Source organism: Bradyrhizobium sp. CAR08 (assembly GCF_052871955.1).
In genome coordinates this window covers 1-15,695 of sequence record NZ_JBIXJX010000012.1, presented here as the reverse complement: position 1 = coordinate 15,695, position 15,695 = coordinate 1, and the positions used below count along the sequence as shown (strand labels likewise).

Sequence of the window (15,695 nt, the reverse complement as noted above, 5' to 3'; positions counted from 1 at the left end):
GAGCGTGGAGCGCCTCAAGCCAACGCATTGCGATGAACTGAGAGGCGGCCCGGTGTATGGTTGCAGCTGAAGACCGCTATGCGCCAAATCTTCGGCGTACATCTCCTCAATGCGGTCGCGGGGCTTGATTGCGGTTCTGAGCTGACGATAGGTCTCGTCGAATTCGTCTGTTCGGGAACTAAGCCTGCGGCTTAATCTCACTCGTGGGTCGCCGTTTTGCTCTGTCATCTTTGCCTCCAGCGTGGCTTCCAAGATCTATTTTGCGGGATCGCGTGAGCCCTCGAGAGCACGATGAAAGCGGCGGCGGTCCTGCAGCGTGATGCTGCGTTTCGCAGCCTTCAATCTCGCCAGCCGATCCAGCGCCGCATCGAACATCGCATCCAATTTGCGTTCGAGTTCAAGCTCTCGGGCAACCACGTCGTCGGTGAGAACAGCCGCGGCGTAAAGCATCCGGATCTCGTCGCAAGGAGGCCCGAGCCGCATTACCGCCGGAAGAAACACGTTCAGCACTTCGGTCCGTACGGCTTTGATCCACGCCTTGGCAGACTTGTACTTGCTTCTCGGGCAATGTTCGTTGAGGTGATGCGCGAGATGCCTCGGCGCGCCGTGGAGTATCCGCTCGAGCTCATGAGCGTCTTTCATCTGTTGCAGCAACTTCATGAACGCCAGCAACGCGTAATGTTCGTCATAGGCCTCGTGCCGCGGATTGTATCGCGCGGACTTTGCGCGAACTGCCAGGAAGACCTGATGGCGCTGCTTGCGCCAGAGACACTTGGCCAGTGTCAGCACGGCGTCTTCTTCGTCCGGCCCCCAGGGCATGTGCTCCTTGGTCAATTCCGTAAGCAGACATTCAAACTCGGCTGGATCTTCGCCGTCCAAGATCAAGAAAGGCATGAACCCTCTCCTCGCTGGCTAACGTCTACAAACTGAAACGGCTTGCGTCTCGCCAGGCTCTGCAATGTGCTGCAGCAAATTCGCGCACGCCGCGCCGGTATGAGGTGGATCGAGGCATTCGACGACGTTAGTGCCGAATGAGGTCTGACGTCGCATGGATCAGCCGCGTCGACCGTGACCGCTTGGATCAGATCAACAGGGTGGGGTGCGCGGTCAGGGCCACCGCAAACAGTTCGAATCGCTCTTGTGATTCGGCCGTGCGCAGCCGTCCCAAAAAAAAACGTGGAACCAATTGGACTTTGAAATAGCGGCCATTTCCCCGGCTCTCGTAGAGAGAGAATGAGCTCGTCCGACCTGTTGTCCGACGTGCCGTTTCCCGGAAAACTCCGCCGCTGGGAAAAACACCATCCGAATCAAACGGAACTGGCGTCAGCGAAGGGGTGGCACGCCAGGAGTTAATAGCGCCCTAACGGCCGTTCGCCGTAGTTGGCCGACCGATAGAGTTCGGCGCAGACTTGGCCAATCTGCAGAAGACGATCCGAGGGGCGCGCGCGCCCTTCTCGATACCTCAAAGACTAGTTCCAACACTCGTTCTACAGGGTTATTTGCGAGGTTTTTCGCTAGCCGCTTTGCGAAGTCGGACGCCGCGGCCTCCACCGTTTTCGTCGATGAACTCGATACCGGCGGAAGTCAGGGCAAGCACGATGTTCTCGGCCGTTTGAGTCCGTCCGCCCAGAAGCCCGTCCAATGCCTCCAAACGCTTGATCGTTGGAATCGACACTTCAGCAGTTCTCGCCAGATCATCCTGCGACCACCCCAGCAGTGCACGCGCGGCTTTGATTTGCCGAATTGATACTTTTAGTATTGACTTAGCTTTCATTCAGATGATACTTTTAGTATCGTTAGGTTAAGAATCAGTGGCTGGAGGATTGCAATGTTGCCTGGTTTTGCCAATGCCCCTCGCGATCGCCGCTGCTACATCGGCGGCTCGGACGCCCGCGTCATCATGGGCAACGATCAGGACGGTCTCACGCGCCTGTGGCGTGAAAAGCGCGGCGAGATCGCGCCGCAAGATTTTGCAGACAACCTGAGCGTGCAGCTCGGCAGCGTCACCGAAGACCTCAACCGCAGCTGGTACCAGCGCGCGTCGGGGCAGACCATTGCCGACCTTCAGAGATGGGTGCGGCATCCGGTCCACCGCTGGATGGCGGCCACGCTCGATGGCATTGTCGCAGAAACGGGCGCGGTGTTCGAGGCCAAGTTCATGTTGCCATGGGCCTTCACAGAGGAAGCTGCGGCGGAAAAGCACGCGGCGCAATTGCAGCACAACATGTGGGTGGTGGCTGCGCGATCCGCGGTGCTGTCGATCATCACGGGCGGCGGCAAATGGGTGGAGATCAAGGTCCATGCCGACCCGCTTTACCAGCATCTGCTGCTGACCGCCGAGAAGAAGTTCTGGCGCTGCGTGCAGACCGGCGAGCCACCGCAACTGTTTGGGGTTGAGCCGCCGCGGCCGCGGCTTGAGGCGATCCGAGTGGTGGACATGACCGGCTCAAACTCATGGGCGGAATTCGCCGGGATCTATCGGCAAACGCGGGCGCCTGCGCTGGAGCATGAGCGAGTCAAGGGTGAACTGAAGGCGCTGGTGCCCGAAGACGCCAAGGAGGCAACCGGCCATGGACTGCGGGCGAAACGCTCAAAATCCGGTGCGATCAGTTTTGAGCTGACGGCACTCGACTAGTCCCATGCGCCCGACCCGCGGTGCCCTGCCGCCGGTTCAAAAGCTTCCGGAGTCTAGCGATGGCGCCGTTCTTCGACTTTGCCCCTCTCGATCCCGCCTGCAATCCGCCGGAGCGCTACCAGGCCGCCTTTGAGCTGCTGGCCGAGCTCTGGGGCCGGGTGCGCGGCTTCCGATCGCTCTGCGACGACGATCCGCTTCTCGCCGTCCTGATCGCCCGCCTGGAGCATGAGATCGTCGCGGCCGGCGTCGTGCTGGGCGTGCAGATCGAACTCGTCTCCCGCCGCTAATTTCTGTTTGGCCAGCCCACGGAGCCAGTGATGCAGCAATCCAGTCAATCCATCGGCCAAATCGCCGGCGCCTTGGCCCGGGCGCAGGCTGAACTGGAAAATCCCGAGAAGTCACTCAAGGCCACCATCGTCTCTCCCTCCCCCCGGGAGGAAGGCCGCAGCTTCCGCTATGCGTCACTGGCGAGCGGACTGGAGATCGTGCGCAAGTGCCTGAGCAAGCACGAGATCGCGACCGTTCAGGCGACTGCCCTCGAGAACGCGACAGGCCTGATCACGCTCACGACCACCCTGCTCCACAGCTCCGGCGAATGGATCGCCTCGGACTGGCCGGTGTGTCCGGTCGCCGAAACGGTGGCTCCGCACCGGATGGGCGCCGCGCTGAGCTATGCCCGCCGCTATGCGCTGTTCACGCTGGTCGGCATTGCCGGCGAGGACGACCTCGATGCGCCGGATCTGATCACCGATCAGCCGCCGCCCACCACGCCGCAAACGAGACCGAAGGTCAATCCCGCCAAGGGCGTCCTCAATCGCGCGCCGGTGCTCGGTCCGCAAGCCTCCGCAGACCTGCGGCAGCATCTGCTGAAGCAACTGGAAGCCTTGCATGGCAACGAGGACCTGCTGGGGTGGGCCAAGGCCAGCCTGCCGCTCAAGAACACGTTGTTGGAGGTGGACGCCCGGCTAGTTGAAGTCGCCTACCAGATGCGCGTCGAGAAAGCCGCCTCTTTCGTCGCCAATGGCCTGTCGCAGGACCTATCCCTGGAGGCGGGGCAAGACCATGCACCCGACTCGTCGCCGCCATCCGCATCAGACGTTGAGCGCAACGTCCAACAGGCGGGGCTTGCCTTCCCTAAGGAGCCGCCGCGCAAGCGCAGCAAGGACCACCGGCTGTTTGTGCGCGGACAGCCCTGCCTGGTCTGCCAGCAGTCTCCGTCCGATCCGCACCACCTGAAGTTCGCGCAACCGCGATCCCTGGGCCGCAAGGTCAGCGACGAGTTCATCGTGCCATTGTGCCGCGCCCATCACGAGGAGCTGCATCGACACGGCAACGAGCGGGCTTGGTGGGCCAACCTGCAGATCGCGCCGTTGCCGGTCGCGCAGGAGCTGTGGGCGGCGAGCCCGGTCCACGGTCCGGCCGACACCGCGATCGGCACCGCGCCGTTTCCGGTCAACCTTGGATCGGAGGCCTCAGTCCGATGAACGGCCTCGTCCAAACGGCGCGCGAGCTGTCCGCGACCGCGCTGCCGGCCGAGTTGGAGGCCTTGGCGCCGCCGCCCCTGCTGCTGCCGGGCGAACACCTCGACCAATACCACGCGCTGCGGCAGGCGATCTTCGCCGACCTTGCGCCGCAATCCGCCATCGAGTGGCTGCTTGCAATCGATGTCGCCGAGCTATCCTGGGGCATCCAGCGCTACCGCATGTTGCGGCACAAGCTGCTTGAGACTTATCGCCAAAAAGGCGATTGAAGCGGCGCTGCGTCGCATCGATCTGGTCGGGATCAATTCCGAGTTTGAAACGGAGGCCGAGTCCTACACCCGGCAGAACGCATTGAGCTGGCGACTTGATCCGGTCGCGGCGGCCGAGATCGACGCGCGGCTTGCGACCTTTGGCTTTGACCAACACGCCATCACCACCGAAGTCTACGTGCAGGCGCGCGAGGTCCTGGTCCTGTTCGAGGGGCTGCTCAACGCCGCACAAACCAGGCGCATGCTGCTCCTTCGCGAGATCAGGAATCAGCGCTTCGGAGGTGGACCGATGCGACAGCTACGTTGAAAGCCAGATCGAGCGTCCAATGCGAGCCTTCCATTCCGGCTCGCACTCAAGCTTTCAGTCTGATCGCCAAGGCTGAAACCGAGTTGCGAAGCAACACTGGAGCATTAGCTGAACACATGAACGCGAAGGCGCACAGCACTCGCGATCATGTGTCGAACACTTCGAAAAGTGGCCGGCGACCTCCCCCATTGGTTTAGGGACGTTCGCTCACTTCACCATTTGATCCATCGGGGTAGTCACACCCGCGAACCTTCCAATCCGCCTTATTAGTGATGTCGCGGCTTACGCAGAGCCGCCGCTTCCAGGGCATCTGCCAGCAATTCGAGCCAATGCGCCGCTTCCCGTATTCTGTCTGGTGCAGGTCGCTCACCTCGCTCGAAGGGCCGGTAAAGCGCGACGGTTTCCGTCGACAGCGATGAGGCCTCGATAAGTGCTTGCACAGCCCCGATAGCTTCAAGTGGCCGGGGTGTCTCGCCTGCTATAGGCTGCGGCATGCATTCTCGCTTGCTCGTGACCAATTTAAGCGGTGCAGCCAACGGTTTCGGCTCGGGTGTAACAACTTGGTATGGTGCATTGAGGCGAACGATTTCCTTGGTGACGTGTACAGTGACCGTTCTTGCCGGACTGACTACCGGTTTCGCAGGCTGCGAAACCGGCGCGAGCATCGACAAATGAGACGCGCACCCGCGCCATGACCACCGATCCTCGTTCTGCATGAAAAATCGGCGGGCCGCGGTGACGTGCCGACCAATGAGAATCAGTGCGCAGCGATCGTCCTTGCCGATCGACCGGAGACCAGCTTGTTCGATCCATGCATGGAATGCTTGATCGCTCGGCAATTTGCTGCGAGCCCTACAGAATGCGGCAGCCAACTCAAACGTGCCCGCAATAAATTCTGTTCGCCCTTCTTTGGTGCGCTCGTGTGCGCGCTTGGCGCTACGCGCGAGCGCCTGAAGTTGTGCTTTAGTCGTCATGACCATTTCCCTTCGTCGATCGGCCTCGCGACAGCCAACAGGCCGCCTGCAGACGCAGCTGTGATGTAAGGTGAAATGGTCGTGGCCTTCTTTGCGCTGGCTTTGGTGCTGGACGCTGGGCCGGTTCGGCCTGGTCTCGGACCTTATCGCTCGGGCTGGTGAGGGACACCGCTACGCACGACCGACGCACAGCTTGGCCTCAATGCGCGTTGTCGTCAAAACTGCGAGCGTAACTTGTGAATCCGATTGAGCAACCCTATGCCGACGACCGCTACACCACCGGGACGAGATTTAAGCACAAAGCGCAGGGCGTGCTTTCCCCCTTCCTTGCCGTAATTCTAACAACCGGCGGTGCACAAGTAGACCGCAAGATTGCAGCTCGAAGTGTTAGATGGGCACGTTCCGCGGCAAACATATGCTCGTTCGCCTCTTTGGAATCGTCGCCGAAAGTTCTTGGTCTCATTTTTCATCATTAATTCACCATTTAAATCGATTATTTAAATAGAATTAAATGCATGGAGCGGCACAAGTTGAGGAGGAAGCATGACGGTTCTCTCTCATGATCCTTGGAGGCCTAGTACTCGGATTCATCGTTCTGAAAAATGTTTCGAAGGTGTGTTGGTTCATGTTGTTGGTACTCCTCGAAAAGCAGTCGCAATCGAGTATTCCTGACGGACGACATCCGTACGTCCAGGGCGCGATCGCCCAACGCGACGGCGATCGGATCGACTGCAGCGGCAAGGGGGCACCCCACGCAACTGGCGGCGTTTACGAGTACTTTATGCCCGAGAACGCATCAGGTTCGATATTCACCAATACCTCGCCGGTCGTGATTTCGGGATCTCCAAGATCGAGGTCATGCAGACTTGCCTGAACAAACTCCAGTATCTTAGCGTTTGCTGCATTTGCGCTTTCGCGGTCCTCGAATATCATCACGGCGACACCAACGCCGTCGCCCCCATCCAGCAGGTAGTAAGATCTGAATCCTTGCGATTGCCTTAGGATCTGACCGATGCCGCTCTTGGCGCGGCGGGCAGCGTCCGCAACCGAACGAACCTTGGTGTACTTGCGAATGACTATGTACATGAGGCCACCACGCGTTACGGTTGCCGCCCGACGCATCAAAGCATAGCGGTCCCAGTTGGACTAGGCTCTGCTTCCAGGATGGATCACAAACGTCGATCGGCGGGGCGCGCGACGCGCCTTCCTCCAGTGAGCCGACCTCGCGCCGCAAGCGGGGCGAGGTGCTGAGGCTCAGGACTCGTCGAACTTGAACGACACGTTGAGCTTGGCGCGATAGGCCTCTACTTTTCCCTTCGCATCCAATTGCATATCGAGTTTGACGACCTCTGCAATGCGAAGATCTCGGAGAGATTTTGCAGCTTGCTCGACCGCATTAGCGGCCGCCTTCTCCCATGAGTCGCTGCTGGTACCGATCAGTTCAATGACCTTGTAGACGCTATCAGGCATGTCGTCCTCCTGTTCGGTATGAAGCAGGAAGCAGGTGCTCCCTGCCATTGTGAAATCTAGGAAGTCGGAAAAAGGCGCTCATAGCCCTCAGCGGAAGTATGGATGTGCCCTCGTTTCGTCCGCGGCCTAATAGCACGCCCTGTTCCCGCGAGTTCCGATTTCGCGGACTGGCCAGCAGTAGTATGATGAAGGTCACTAAGCCAATTCTGAGGGAGGGAATCATGACGAACCTGGCCTCCTCGACGAACTCCGACGTCAGAGCCGAAGTTACCGGAGCTTATGCCGCGTGGGATACGGCGTTCAACAAAGCTGACGCCAAAGGGGTCGCCACAGCGTACGTTTCAAACGCGAAAGTGTTACCACCAACGCATCAGGTTATATCGGGTCCGGAAGAAATCGAGAAATTCTTTGCTGGGCTGTTTTCAGGCGGATTCACTGATCACAAACTAACGATTATAGATGCGGGTGGAGACGAGAAGGTCGTCTACAGTACCGCAAAATGGACGGCCAACGGCAAGGGACCGGATGGGAGCCGCCAAAGTGCCGGCGGCATTGCCACCCATGTGTTCGAGCGTCAAGCGGATGGCTCACTGAAGCTGAGGTTACATACCTTCAACTGAACTCGCCGTCGTATCGCTTGGCGCCGCGCGAGGAGACGTCGCGTGGATATAGCCGAATGGCTTCGCAGTATTGGGCTGGAGCGCTACACTCGCGCTTTCCAGGAAGCCGAAGTCACGCCTGATGTCCTGCACGACCTGACTGAAGCCGATCTGCGAGAACTCGGCTTGCCGCTCGGGCCGCGCAAGACCGTATTGAAAGCGATTCAGGCGCGCATGTCATCGATCGCTTCCGTCGCCAGTGATGCTGGTGAGCCAACTGAACGGACAAGGCCGTCACTGCCCTCAGAGGCGGACCGTCGGCAGCTTACGGTCATGTTCGTCGACTTGGTCGGTTCCACCGCGCTCGCCTCAGGGCGCGACCCCGAGGAGCTGAGTGACCTCATGCAGGCCTACCACAACGCCGTGGCGGGCGAGATCGCCCGGTTCGAAGGCCACATAGCCAAGCTCCTGGGCGACGGCGTTCTCGCGTATTTCGGTTGGCCGCGGGCGCATGAAGATGAGGCGGAGCGTGCCGTCCGCGCCGGGCTTCGAGTGACCAAGGCGGTCGCCTCCCTTACCCAGCCGGGCGGTGTAGCGCTTGCCGCGCGCGTCGGCATTGCAACCGGTCTCGTCGTAGTCGGCGAACTGATAGGCGAGGGAGAGGCTCGCGAGCGCGCCGTGATCGGCGAAACCCCGAACCTGGCTGCCCGACTGCAGAGTCTGGCCGAGCCCGGTGATGTGGTGATCGCCGAGTCAACGCGCCGCCTGCTGGCCGAAGCCTTCATTTACCAGGACCTCGGCACAGTGCCGCTCAAAGGTTTCCCGGAGCCGGTGCAGGCCTGGCTTGTCAGTGGTGAGGGCGCAGCCGAGAGTCGGTTCGACGCCCAGCACGGCATGGCAACGACAGCGCTCGTCGGACGAGACCAAGAACTTGCATTGCTCCTGGAGCGCTGGGAGCAGGCGAAAGAGCGAGAGGGACAGATTGTCCTGCTCGGCGGCGAAGCAGGCATTGGCAAGTCCCGGCTCGTGCGGGCGCTGCGCGACCACCTCGCAGGTGCGCCGCACACGCCACTGAGCCATTTCTGTTCTCCGTTCCATACCAGCACCGCCTTGTATCCTGTCATTGGGCTCCTTGAGCGGGCAGCAGGAATACGACGGGAGGACGCTCCCGAACAACAGCTCGATAAACTCGAGGCCATGCTCGCTCTTGCCACAAACGACGTGCATGAGAGCGCGCCGGTTCTTGCGGACCTCCTGGCAATCCCGACGGGCGAGAGATACTCGCCACTTGCACTTAGCCCACACCAGAAGAAGGAGCGAACGTTCCAGGCTCTCCTGGAGCAGATACAAGGCCTGGCGGCAAGGCAGCCGCTGCTCGCCGTCTACGAGGATGTTCACTGGGCAGACCCTACCATGCTCGAACTCCTCGACCGGGCCGTTGACGAAGTGCAGCAACTCCCGATTCTGATCATCATCACCTTCCGGCCTGAGTTCGTTCCGCGCTGGGCAGGTCATGGACACGTGACGGCGCTCTCTTTAAGCCGACTAGGCCGCAGGCAAGGGGCGAGTGTCGTTGACCGGATCACTGGCGGCAAAATACTTCCACAAGAGGTGCTTGAGCAGATTCTGGCTAAAACTGATGGCGTGCCGCTGTTTGTCGAGGAACTCACCAAGGCCGTCCTCGAATCCGGGCTGCTCAAAGACCGGGGCAGCTACTATGAGTTGATTGGTCCTTTGCCGCCCCTAGCGATCCCGACGACGCTCCAGGACTCGTTGATGGCTCGCCTCGATCGATTGGCGCCGGTAAAGGAAGTCGCCCAGATCGCGGCATGCATTGGGCGCGAATTCGGACACGAGCTTCTAAGATCGGTAACGGCGCTCGACGAACACGCGCTGCAGCGTGCTCTCAATGATCTAATGACAGCGGAACTCATATTCCGCCGTGGAGCACCTCCGGATACTGGCTACAGCTTCAAACATGCGCTGGTCCAAGACATCGCGCATGAGAGCCTCTTAAAGAGCAAGCGGCAGCAGATCCATGCTCGCATCGCTGCAGCTCTCGAAGAACATTATCCTGCCCGTGCAGAAGCTGAGCCGGAGACGATCGCTTTGCACCTCACGCAGGGGGGACTGGCGGGAAAGGCGGTCGGCTATTGGCTGCGGGCGGGCCGGATTGCCGCGGGGCGTTCCGCCAATCTCGAGGCGATCGCTCATCTCACAAGAGGGCTGGATGCACTCAAGTCGAATCCAGAAGGGCCGGAGCGCGATCGCCAGGAACTCGCCCTGCAAACGGCGATCGGAGGTCCGCTGATTGCCATTCACGGATACACGGCTCCGCAGCTTGGCACGGCCTTCAGCAGGGCCCATGCACTCTGCTATGAACTCGATGACACGGATGCCTTGTTCGCCACCCTTAGCGGCAAGTTTGTTTTCCACTTCGTGCGAGGCGACTTTGGTGCCATGCAGAGCCTTGTCGCCGAGGCCCAGCGCGCTGCCGAGCGCACGGGGGACACGGCGCTCAAACTAGCTACGCATCGTTTGGCGGCGCTCACCGCCATGCACGCCGGCGACTTTCTTACCGCGCGCTTAGAGCTCGAAGCGATCGTGAGGCGCTATCAGCCGGATACGCATCGGCCGCCACCTGTCCACTATGTACATGACCCGAAGGCCTCGGCGTTACCCTACCTGGCGATCGTGCTTTGGATACTTGGCTATTCCGAACAGGCGCAGAGGGCCAGCCGCGCGGCGTTTGAATACGCTGCGGAGTTAAATCAAACGAACCTTACGGCGCACGTGCAGGTCTATGGCGGAGCGGGGCCTGCGGAGCTGATGGGTGACGTGGCGGGTGTGCATGCGCACGCTGAAGCCATCATCGATCTCGCTGATCAGCACAGTTTGAATTATTGGCGCTTGAGCGGTCTCATCCTGCGGGGTTGGGCAATGGCCCAAGAAGGTAACGCGGAGGGCGGCCTCGCCCTCATGCGCCTCAGTCTGAACGAGAGGGCCAGGCTCGGAGCCAGTTGGTACCAGGTCCGGTACTTGTGGATGCTCGCGGCGATGCACCACCAGTTAGGTGACGACGAAAACGGGCTGGCCACCCTGGCCGAAGCGAAGGCCATTGCTGCGCGCAACGAAGAACATATGTGGGAGGGGGAGCTTGCATGCATGGAGGGCGAACTGCATCGCACTCGTGGTGCTCCAGCTGAGGAGGTCGAGAACTACTTGCAAGCTGCGCTCAAGATTGCCCAAAGCCAAAGCGCGAAATCCTTTGAATTACGTGCGGCCATGAGTCTGGCTCGGCTTTGGCGCGACCAGGGCAGGAAGGCCGACGCGAGAGGCCTCCTTGGTCCCGTCTACGGCTGGTTTACGGAAGGGTTCGAAACATCAGACCTTCGTTCTGCCAAAGCACTCTTGGAGGAAATCGCTGAAGTTTAACGTCACGTGTTCAGCGGTGCACCATTCGCATGTTCCGGGGCTTCCGGTGGACCGAAGCTTCTGCTGAGGCTCGCGCAATCTGGAAAACTAAATTGGTTGTTGGTGGGCACCCGGGCCCGCACTCGTGATCGTACTAGCAAGACCCAAGAGGGTGCGGCAGCGCGAGAAGCGGTAAAAAGAGCAGGTACTTCGTTGAGGGCTGCTCTGCTGGGAAGGGCTTTAACGAGGCAGAGCGCGTCTTCAGATCGATGGAACAAGATCACTTGGATGCGCTGATGGTACCGGAGCCGACTCAATTGGCTTTGAACACGACGCCGATGCGAGTATCACTGGACCAAACGAGACGACAATCTCTGATGATACGGTCTCTTTCCAACATCATCTTGAATGTGGGAGCCATGTGCAGCTTCGTCGATAACTCGATCCCAGCACCGTCCTCCGAGATATTGAACACGCGGCAACGTCGGCTGCCGCCATCTCCAAAAATGTAGGCGGCTAAGTCGACCTCCGAACGATCGATCTTCCGGCGATCCGACATGATTATCCTTGAGTTGACGCGGCTGTCTCGGGTCGTTCATCGCCGAAGCTATTTCAAGCAGTCTAAACTGCCTCGCGATCCGTGTTGCCAAGCCCGACCGCTCTTTGGCCAGCTCTCTCTCATAGTCGGATACGTCGTGTCCGTCTCGCTGATGTCACGGCGATCTCCTTGGTCGGACTGATCACGCGCAGAAAAGCGCCATTTTGCATGCCCAATACTTACAGATCGTTACACGGGCACCCTGGACGCCGTATCTTGGGTCGACGTTACACGTGCCCCCCGGTTTGCAAGCGCGAGTCAGGCGACGTTCACGGCTCCTCCTGAACTTATCGTTTACGATCTTGACGTACGATGACGCTCCGCAGCGCTTTTGCTGGCATGATCGATGTCCAACAATCGACAAGAGATCCGCCCGTGGTCACCCGAAGAAGAAGCGCGACTGCTTGCGCTACACGATGAGGGCATGACTGCGACCGAGCTCGGCGAGCGCTTGGGTCGCAGTCGCCAGGCCGTCTACGGTCGGTTACAACGTTTCCGCAAGCAGCGAGGGCGAACAAGCCGAAGGAGCGGACACGCCTTCCCGCAATGGATCGGATAGCCGAGAGTCCTCCGCCGCCCTCCCCATCTTCGCGTCCTTGACTGCAGCCGCAACGCGAGGTGACGCCCCTCCTGCTGGACACAGGTGCTGCCATCCGGCGTGCGCCTGTACGACTGCCCAACTGTAAGCGGTGGTTTGGCGAGATGCCGGCTGCCATAATTTGCCTGACGCGGCGTCTTTTGCAGGATCGCAAAAATCGGCAGCAGGGTCGAAATGGTCCGATCCGAGGCTCCTAAAAGTTCGGCGATTTGGTCCGCAGAGGACGACGAGATGCTTTTCAGATGCGCGCGAGCGGAGCGTCACTCAGCGACATTGCAGCAAAACTCGGCCGTAGCCAGGCATCGGTCGAAGCTCGGTACTCCAAACTAAAGAAGCAGATCAAATTGCGTGGTCGTTCCTAAAACCTTACGCTCTGCCTCCGGCGTGAGCGCGGGCGAAAACTTCGGCTTCTGCAAGCGCGAGGCCGAACGTTCCGCTACGCCTCGTTGGCCGCCGGTTTGGACATTGTCCGTAAGACCCTAAGCCAGCAGGAGATCGCCACGATCCAGACCACCCGGATCGAACAACCAACCGGGCAGATTCACCTCACCACCCTGCTTGCCCAGGCTTCGGGGGAGTGGATCTCCTCGGACCTTCCGGTCTGCGCCTCTAAGGAGGTCGAAGCGCCGCATCGGATGGGGGCCGCGCCGACCTATGCCCTGTTTGCCCTTGTCGGAATCGCCGGCGAGGACGATTTGGATGCCCCCGACCTAATGACCAGGTCTCCCGCCGTCGAGCCACAGATCGCGCCAGCACCGAAAGGAAAGCCGCTCAAAGGCGTCCTGAACCGCTCTCCCGTCCTGCCGCCTGACCGTTCCGCCGAGCTATTGGATCGGCTCTTGCGTGAGCTTGCCGTGCGGGAAGGCGGCGACGACCTGCTCGCCTGGGCCAAGATCAGCCTCCCGTTCAAGAACACCCTCCTAGAGGCGGACGTCCGCGTTCTCGAGGCCGCCTACCAGAAGAGGGTCGAGGAAGCCGCCCTTCCAGGTCTCGATATAGCTGCAACCGTCGATGGTAGCGGTCAGACAGCGCGAGGTTGAGCGGCCCGCCAACGCCTCGTCCGAAGCAGAGGGCCTCGCCTTCCCGAAGGAGCCGCCTCGGAGACGAAGCAAGGATCACCTCGGCTTCATTAGCAGCCGGGGTTGTCTGGTCTGCCAGAAGACTGCCCCTGATGCGCACCACTTGAAGTTTGCTCAACCGCGGACCTTGGGGCGCAAAGTCGGCGACGAGTTCACCGTCCCGCTGTACCGATCCCATCACCTATCCCTGCACCGGCACGGAGACGAAAGAGCCTGGTGGACCAATCTGCAAATTTCACCATTGCCCATTGTGAAAGAACTTTGGGATGCCAGTCCCGTCCACCTGATGAACGGAGCAAACGTCACAGCAGCGACGGGGTCGGAGGCGCGAGGTCAATGAATGGTCCTGTCAGCCTACCTCCGGGTCAGTCGACGAGCGTCTTGCAGTCTGAGTTCGAGACCCTGTGTCCACTGCATCAGCTTTTGCCCGGAGAGAACATCGACCAGTATCACGCTCTTCAAGCCGCCATCTTCCGCGATCTCGGTCCGCAATCTGCCATCGAATGGCTGCTCGCCATCGACACCGCAGAACTCTCCTGGGAGATGCAACGCTACCGGATTCTGCGGCATAGGCTCCTGAACACCTACCGCCACAAGACGATCGAGATGACGCTTCGCCGCATCGACGTGGTGGGCATCGCCCCGGAATTCCAGGATACAGCCGAAGCTTACACCATCTATAACGCGCTGGATTGGCAACTGAATGCTTCTGCTGCGACCGATATCGAAGCCCGTCTTCGATCGTACGGCTTTGATCAACATGCCATCAGCATGGAGGTTTATTTCAGGCGCGCGAGATCCTCGTTTTGTTTGAATCGCTTCTAAATGGAGCCCAGCTTCGACGGCTAATGCTGCTGAAGGAGATTAACAATCTTAGACGCTCGACAAACGGTGGATCTTAGTCACTTTGCTAGCGGCAACGGCGAGCCAAGGCCGTCAAAATCCCCTGGCAACCAGATGAGCTTCGCGCCAAGGCTATTAGTATCCACCGCAAGCCGACGCGACGGCACCTGGGCAAACGGCTGAAGCCACCCGGGGCTTGTGCCGAGGCGGCAAGCACTATCCAGCTATTGATGACCAAGTCGTCTTTGACATCAGACGCCTGCAGGACGCTGTTACAATCCTCCAGCGGCTAGCGAACCATCTATCTCTTGTCACCAGCAGTGACGCTCATTGAGCGGTCTCGCCAGCGACGCTGGCCAGCGCGTGCGATTGATCAGAGCGCTCGATAGTTCCGGTACACGGAGGGCGCGTCACAGGCCCAACTGGCCGCGCAAAGTGTCACGCTCCTCGAGCAGTTCTTGGAGTCGTTGAGCAATGTCAGATTGCGTCTCCTGCCACTCGATACGATCCTCAGCAGTCCACAGGTAAACCTCGCGATTGAAGCGGTCTTTCTCGGCCCTATCAAATTCCACATACAGTTTGATGTCCCGCTCAACTTGTTCCAGTTTTTCCCGGAGAGTTCTTGGCATCAGCCGTTCCTTCGGCTTCGCCCTCTAGCCCGATTCGATCTTCGCCATACTCGACGCGATCATCAATGGTGTTCTTTCGCTCAGGAGCACGGAGTGAGCGCACCGCTCGTAAAGGTTATTGCGTAAGATTTTCGTCATCCGCGATCTGCTTGACCGCGGCGGCCTCAGACTTAGGCACACCATCTGCCTTCGCGCAGGGGACTGGAAATGCGATAAGCCGCGGAGATTCATCATAAACTCCGCGTCCGCTGGCGCATCCAATCCTCGCTGGGGATCCTTGCCAACGCAAACAGCGCGAATGCGCTGCGGAGCCACCGCCAGCGTCTACCAAGCCCTGCCCCATAAAGCCAGCCGCCGCTCAGGAACACACTTGCATAAAAGCGACGCCTGATCGATCGCGGCCTACCAGCGAAGAAGACTGGGGCAAACGGCTCGCCCTTCCCGATCCCAATCCAGGAAGAGCCGCTATCGCTGCACGCAGCCCGAAGCGGGCTCGGAGCCGATCGAAGAGCGAGGGTTTGGCCCGCGCGACCCGCGGCACGGGAGAGGGCACTAGGGGTCCCGAGGATGGTCGCGAACTCTCCGTTCTTGAGGTATGCTGCCCCTAAATATCGTAAGCAAAATTGAACCCGCCGGCTGAAGCGTTCAGTTGCGGCAATCTCTTTCACTCAAGACCTTTGATAGTCGTCTTCAATCCGGATGATGTCGTCTTCCCCGAGATAGCTTCCCGTCTGGACCTCGATCAGCTCCAGCATGATTTTACCGGGATTCTCCATCCGGTGTACCGCGCCCATCGGGA

General features: G+C 59.9%; 19 protein-coding genes. 11 read left to right on the top strand and 8 right to left on the bottom strand.

Annotated features, from left to right (window positions below):
* Positions 1–255: 255 nt before the first annotated feature.
* Complete coding sequence (locus ACIPUD_RS24210; protein ID WP_446481688.1) at positions 256–894, bottom strand: hypothetical protein; 639 nt, start codon at positions 892–894, stop codon at positions 256–258.
* Between the two features lie 601 nt (positions 895–1,495).
* Complete coding sequence (locus ACIPUD_RS24205; protein ID WP_446481687.1) at positions 1,496–1,774, bottom strand: helix-turn-helix domain-containing protein; 279 nt, start codon at positions 1,772–1,774, stop codon at positions 1,496–1,498.
* Between the two features lie 54 nt (positions 1,775–1,828).
* Between ACIPUD_RS24205 and ACIPUD_RS24200 the strand changes: the two genes are divergently transcribed.
* Genes ACIPUD_RS24200 through ACIPUD_RS24180 form a run of 5 tightly spaced genes read left to right on the top strand, consistent with a single transcriptional unit; the run spans position 1,829 to position 4,692 of the window.
* A complete protein-coding gene (locus ACIPUD_RS24200) occupies positions 1,829–2,635 on the top strand; it encodes a YqaJ viral recombinase family protein (RefSeq protein WP_446481686.1) in 807 nt (268 codons plus the stop codon).
* A gap of 59 nt (positions 2,636–2,694) precedes the next feature.
* Entirely contained in the window at positions 2,695–2,922 is a 228-nt protein-coding gene (locus ACIPUD_RS24195; protein WP_446481685.1) for a hypothetical protein, read from the top strand.
* A 30-nt stretch (positions 2,923–2,952) separates the two neighbouring features.
* Positions 2,953–4,119: an ERF family protein gene (locus ACIPUD_RS24190; protein ID WP_446481684.1), complete on the top strand. Its 1,167-nt coding sequence runs from the start codon at positions 2,953–2,955 to the stop codon at positions 4,117–4,119.
* The gene (locus ACIPUD_RS24185) at positions 4,116–4,385 is read left to right on the top strand and encodes a hypothetical protein (RefSeq protein ID WP_446481683.1); all 270 of its coding nucleotides are present in this window, start codon (positions 4,116–4,118) and stop codon (positions 4,383–4,385) included. The genes ACIPUD_RS24190 and ACIPUD_RS24185 overlap by 4 nt, the downstream gene beginning before the upstream one ends.
* The gene (locus ACIPUD_RS24180; RefSeq protein ID WP_446481682.1) at positions 4,357–4,692 is read left to right on the top strand and encodes a hypothetical protein; all 336 of its coding nucleotides are present in this window, start codon (positions 4,357–4,359) and stop codon (positions 4,690–4,692) included. The genes ACIPUD_RS24185 and ACIPUD_RS24180 overlap by 29 nt, the downstream gene beginning before the upstream one ends.
* A gap of 266 nt (positions 4,693–4,958) precedes the next feature.
* On the opposite strand, the gene ACIPUD_RS24175 is transcribed toward ACIPUD_RS24180, so the two are convergent.
* From ACIPUD_RS24175 to ACIPUD_RS24165, 3 genes are all read right to left on the bottom strand, one after another.
* On the bottom strand, positions 4,959–5,666 hold the full coding sequence (locus ACIPUD_RS24175; RefSeq protein ID WP_446481681.1) for a hypothetical protein: 708 nt from the start codon (positions 5,664–5,666) through the stop codon (positions 4,959–4,961).
* 768 nt (positions 5,667–6,434) lie between these two features.
* Positions 6,435–6,752 carry a hypothetical protein gene (locus ACIPUD_RS24170; protein ID WP_446481680.1) on the bottom strand — a complete coding sequence of 106 codons (318 nt, stop codon included), beginning with the start codon at positions 6,750–6,752 and terminating at the stop codon, positions 6,435–6,437.
* Between the two features lie 168 nt (positions 6,753–6,920).
* Positions 6,921–7,136, bottom strand: a complete 216-nt coding sequence (locus ACIPUD_RS24165) for a dodecin family protein (RefSeq protein ID WP_368508503.1) — start codon at positions 7,134–7,136, stop codon at positions 6,921–6,923.
* Between the two features lie 221 nt (positions 7,137–7,357).
* Here ACIPUD_RS24165 and ACIPUD_RS24160 point away from each other — a divergent pair, with 221 nt between their 5' ends.
* Together ACIPUD_RS24160 and ACIPUD_RS24155 are read left to right on the top strand one after the other, a co-directional pair.
* A complete protein-coding gene (locus ACIPUD_RS24160; protein WP_368508504.1) occupies positions 7,358–7,756 on the top strand; it encodes a YybH family protein in 399 nt (132 codons plus the stop codon).
* A gap of 42 nt (positions 7,757–7,798) precedes the next feature.
* Positions 7,799–11,170, top strand: a complete 3,372-nt coding sequence (locus ACIPUD_RS24155) for an AAA family ATPase (RefSeq protein WP_446481679.1) — start codon at positions 7,799–7,801, stop codon at positions 11,168–11,170.
* Positions 11,171–11,462: 292 nt separating this feature from the next.
* Here ACIPUD_RS24155 and ACIPUD_RS24150 read toward each other — a convergent pair whose 3' ends face one another.
* A complete protein-coding gene (locus ACIPUD_RS24150) occupies positions 11,463–11,708 on the bottom strand; it encodes a PilZ domain-containing protein (protein ID WP_446481678.1) in 246 nt (81 codons plus the stop codon).
* A 385-nt stretch (positions 11,709–12,093) separates the two neighbouring features.
* Here ACIPUD_RS24150 and ACIPUD_RS24145 point away from each other — a divergent pair, with 385 nt between their 5' ends.
* The 4 genes from ACIPUD_RS24145 (at position 12,094) to ACIPUD_RS24130 (ending at position 14,249) form a co-directional block, all read left to right on the top strand.
* On the top strand, positions 12,094–12,306 hold the full coding sequence (locus ACIPUD_RS24145) for a helix-turn-helix domain-containing protein (RefSeq protein ID WP_446481677.1): 213 nt from the start codon (positions 12,094–12,096) through the stop codon (positions 12,304–12,306).
* Positions 12,307–12,791: 485 nt separating this feature from the next.
* Positions 12,792–13,385: a hypothetical protein gene (locus tag ACIPUD_RS24140; RefSeq protein WP_446481676.1), complete on the top strand. Its 594-nt coding sequence runs from the start codon at positions 12,792–12,794 to the stop codon at positions 13,383–13,385.
* A complete protein-coding gene (locus ACIPUD_RS24135) occupies positions 13,357–13,764 on the top strand; it encodes a DUF968 domain-containing protein (protein WP_446481675.1) in 408 nt (135 codons plus the stop codon). The genes ACIPUD_RS24140 and ACIPUD_RS24135 overlap by 29 nt, the downstream gene beginning before the upstream one ends.
* A 41-nt stretch (positions 13,765–13,805) precedes the next feature.
* Complete coding sequence (locus tag ACIPUD_RS24130) at positions 13,806–14,249, top strand: hypothetical protein (RefSeq protein WP_446481674.1); 444 nt, start codon at positions 13,806–13,808, stop codon at positions 14,247–14,249.
* 428 nt (positions 14,250–14,677) lie between these two features.
* Here ACIPUD_RS24130 and ACIPUD_RS24125 read toward each other — a convergent pair whose 3' ends face one another.
* Positions 14,678–14,896, bottom strand: a complete 219-nt coding sequence (locus ACIPUD_RS24125; protein ID WP_446481673.1) for a hypothetical protein — start codon at positions 14,894–14,896, stop codon at positions 14,678–14,680.
* A 668-nt stretch (positions 14,897–15,564) separates the two neighbouring features.
* Positions 15,565–15,695: hypothetical protein (locus ACIPUD_RS24120; protein WP_446481763.1), on the bottom strand; the 131-nt coding region annotated here is incomplete at its 5' end.

What these genes read in the sequence shown, in the direction of transcription:
- ACIPUD_RS24210 (WP_446481688.1), bottom strand. Translation starts at nt 894, where the DNA reads ATGCCTTTCTTGATCTTGGACGGCGAAGATCCAGCCGAGTTTGAATGT.
- ACIPUD_RS24205 (WP_446481687.1), bottom strand. Translation starts at nt 1,774, where the DNA reads ATGAAAGCTAAGTCAATACTAAAAGTATCAATTCGGCAAATCAAAGCC.
- ACIPUD_RS24200 (WP_446481686.1), top strand. Translation starts at nt 1,829, where the DNA reads ATGTTGCCTGGTTTTGCCAATGCCCCTCGCGATCGCCGCTGCTACATC.
- ACIPUD_RS24195 (WP_446481685.1), top strand. Translation starts at nt 2,695, where the DNA reads ATGGCGCCGTTCTTCGACTTTGCCCCTCTCGATCCCGCCTGCAATCCG.
- ACIPUD_RS24190 (WP_446481684.1), top strand. Translation starts at nt 2,953, where the DNA reads ATGCAGCAATCCAGTCAATCCATCGGCCAAATCGCCGGCGCCTTGGCC.
- ACIPUD_RS24185 (WP_446481683.1), top strand. Translation starts at nt 4,116, where the DNA reads ATGAACGGCCTCGTCCAAACGGCGCGCGAGCTGTCCGCGACCGCGCTG.
- ACIPUD_RS24175 (WP_446481681.1), bottom strand. Translation starts at nt 5,666, where the DNA reads ATGACGACTAAAGCACAACTTCAGGCGCTCGCGCGTAGCGCCAAGCGC.
- ACIPUD_RS24170 (WP_446481680.1), bottom strand. Translation starts at nt 6,752, where the DNA reads ATGTACATAGTCATTCGCAAGTACACCAAGGTTCGTTCGGTTGCGGAC.
- ACIPUD_RS24165 (WP_368508503.1), bottom strand. Translation starts at nt 7,136, where the DNA reads ATGCCTGATAGCGTCTACAAGGTCATTGAACTGATCGGTACCAGCAGC.
- ACIPUD_RS24160 (WP_368508504.1), top strand. Translation starts at nt 7,358, where the DNA reads ATGACGAACCTGGCCTCCTCGACGAACTCCGACGTCAGAGCCGAAGTT.
- ACIPUD_RS24150 (WP_446481678.1), bottom strand. Translation starts at nt 11,708, where the DNA reads ATGTCGGATCGCCGGAAGATCGATCGTTCGGAGGTCGACTTAGCCGCC.
- ACIPUD_RS24145 (WP_446481677.1), top strand. Translation starts at nt 12,094, where the DNA reads ATGTCCAACAATCGACAAGAGATCCGCCCGTGGTCACCCGAAGAAGAA.
- ACIPUD_RS24135 (WP_446481675.1), top strand. Translation starts at nt 13,357, where the DNA reads ATGGTAGCGGTCAGACAGCGCGAGGTTGAGCGGCCCGCCAACGCCTCG.
- ACIPUD_RS24125 (WP_446481673.1), bottom strand. Translation starts at nt 14,896, where the DNA reads ATGCCAAGAACTCTCCGGGAAAAACTGGAACAAGTTGAGCGGGACATC.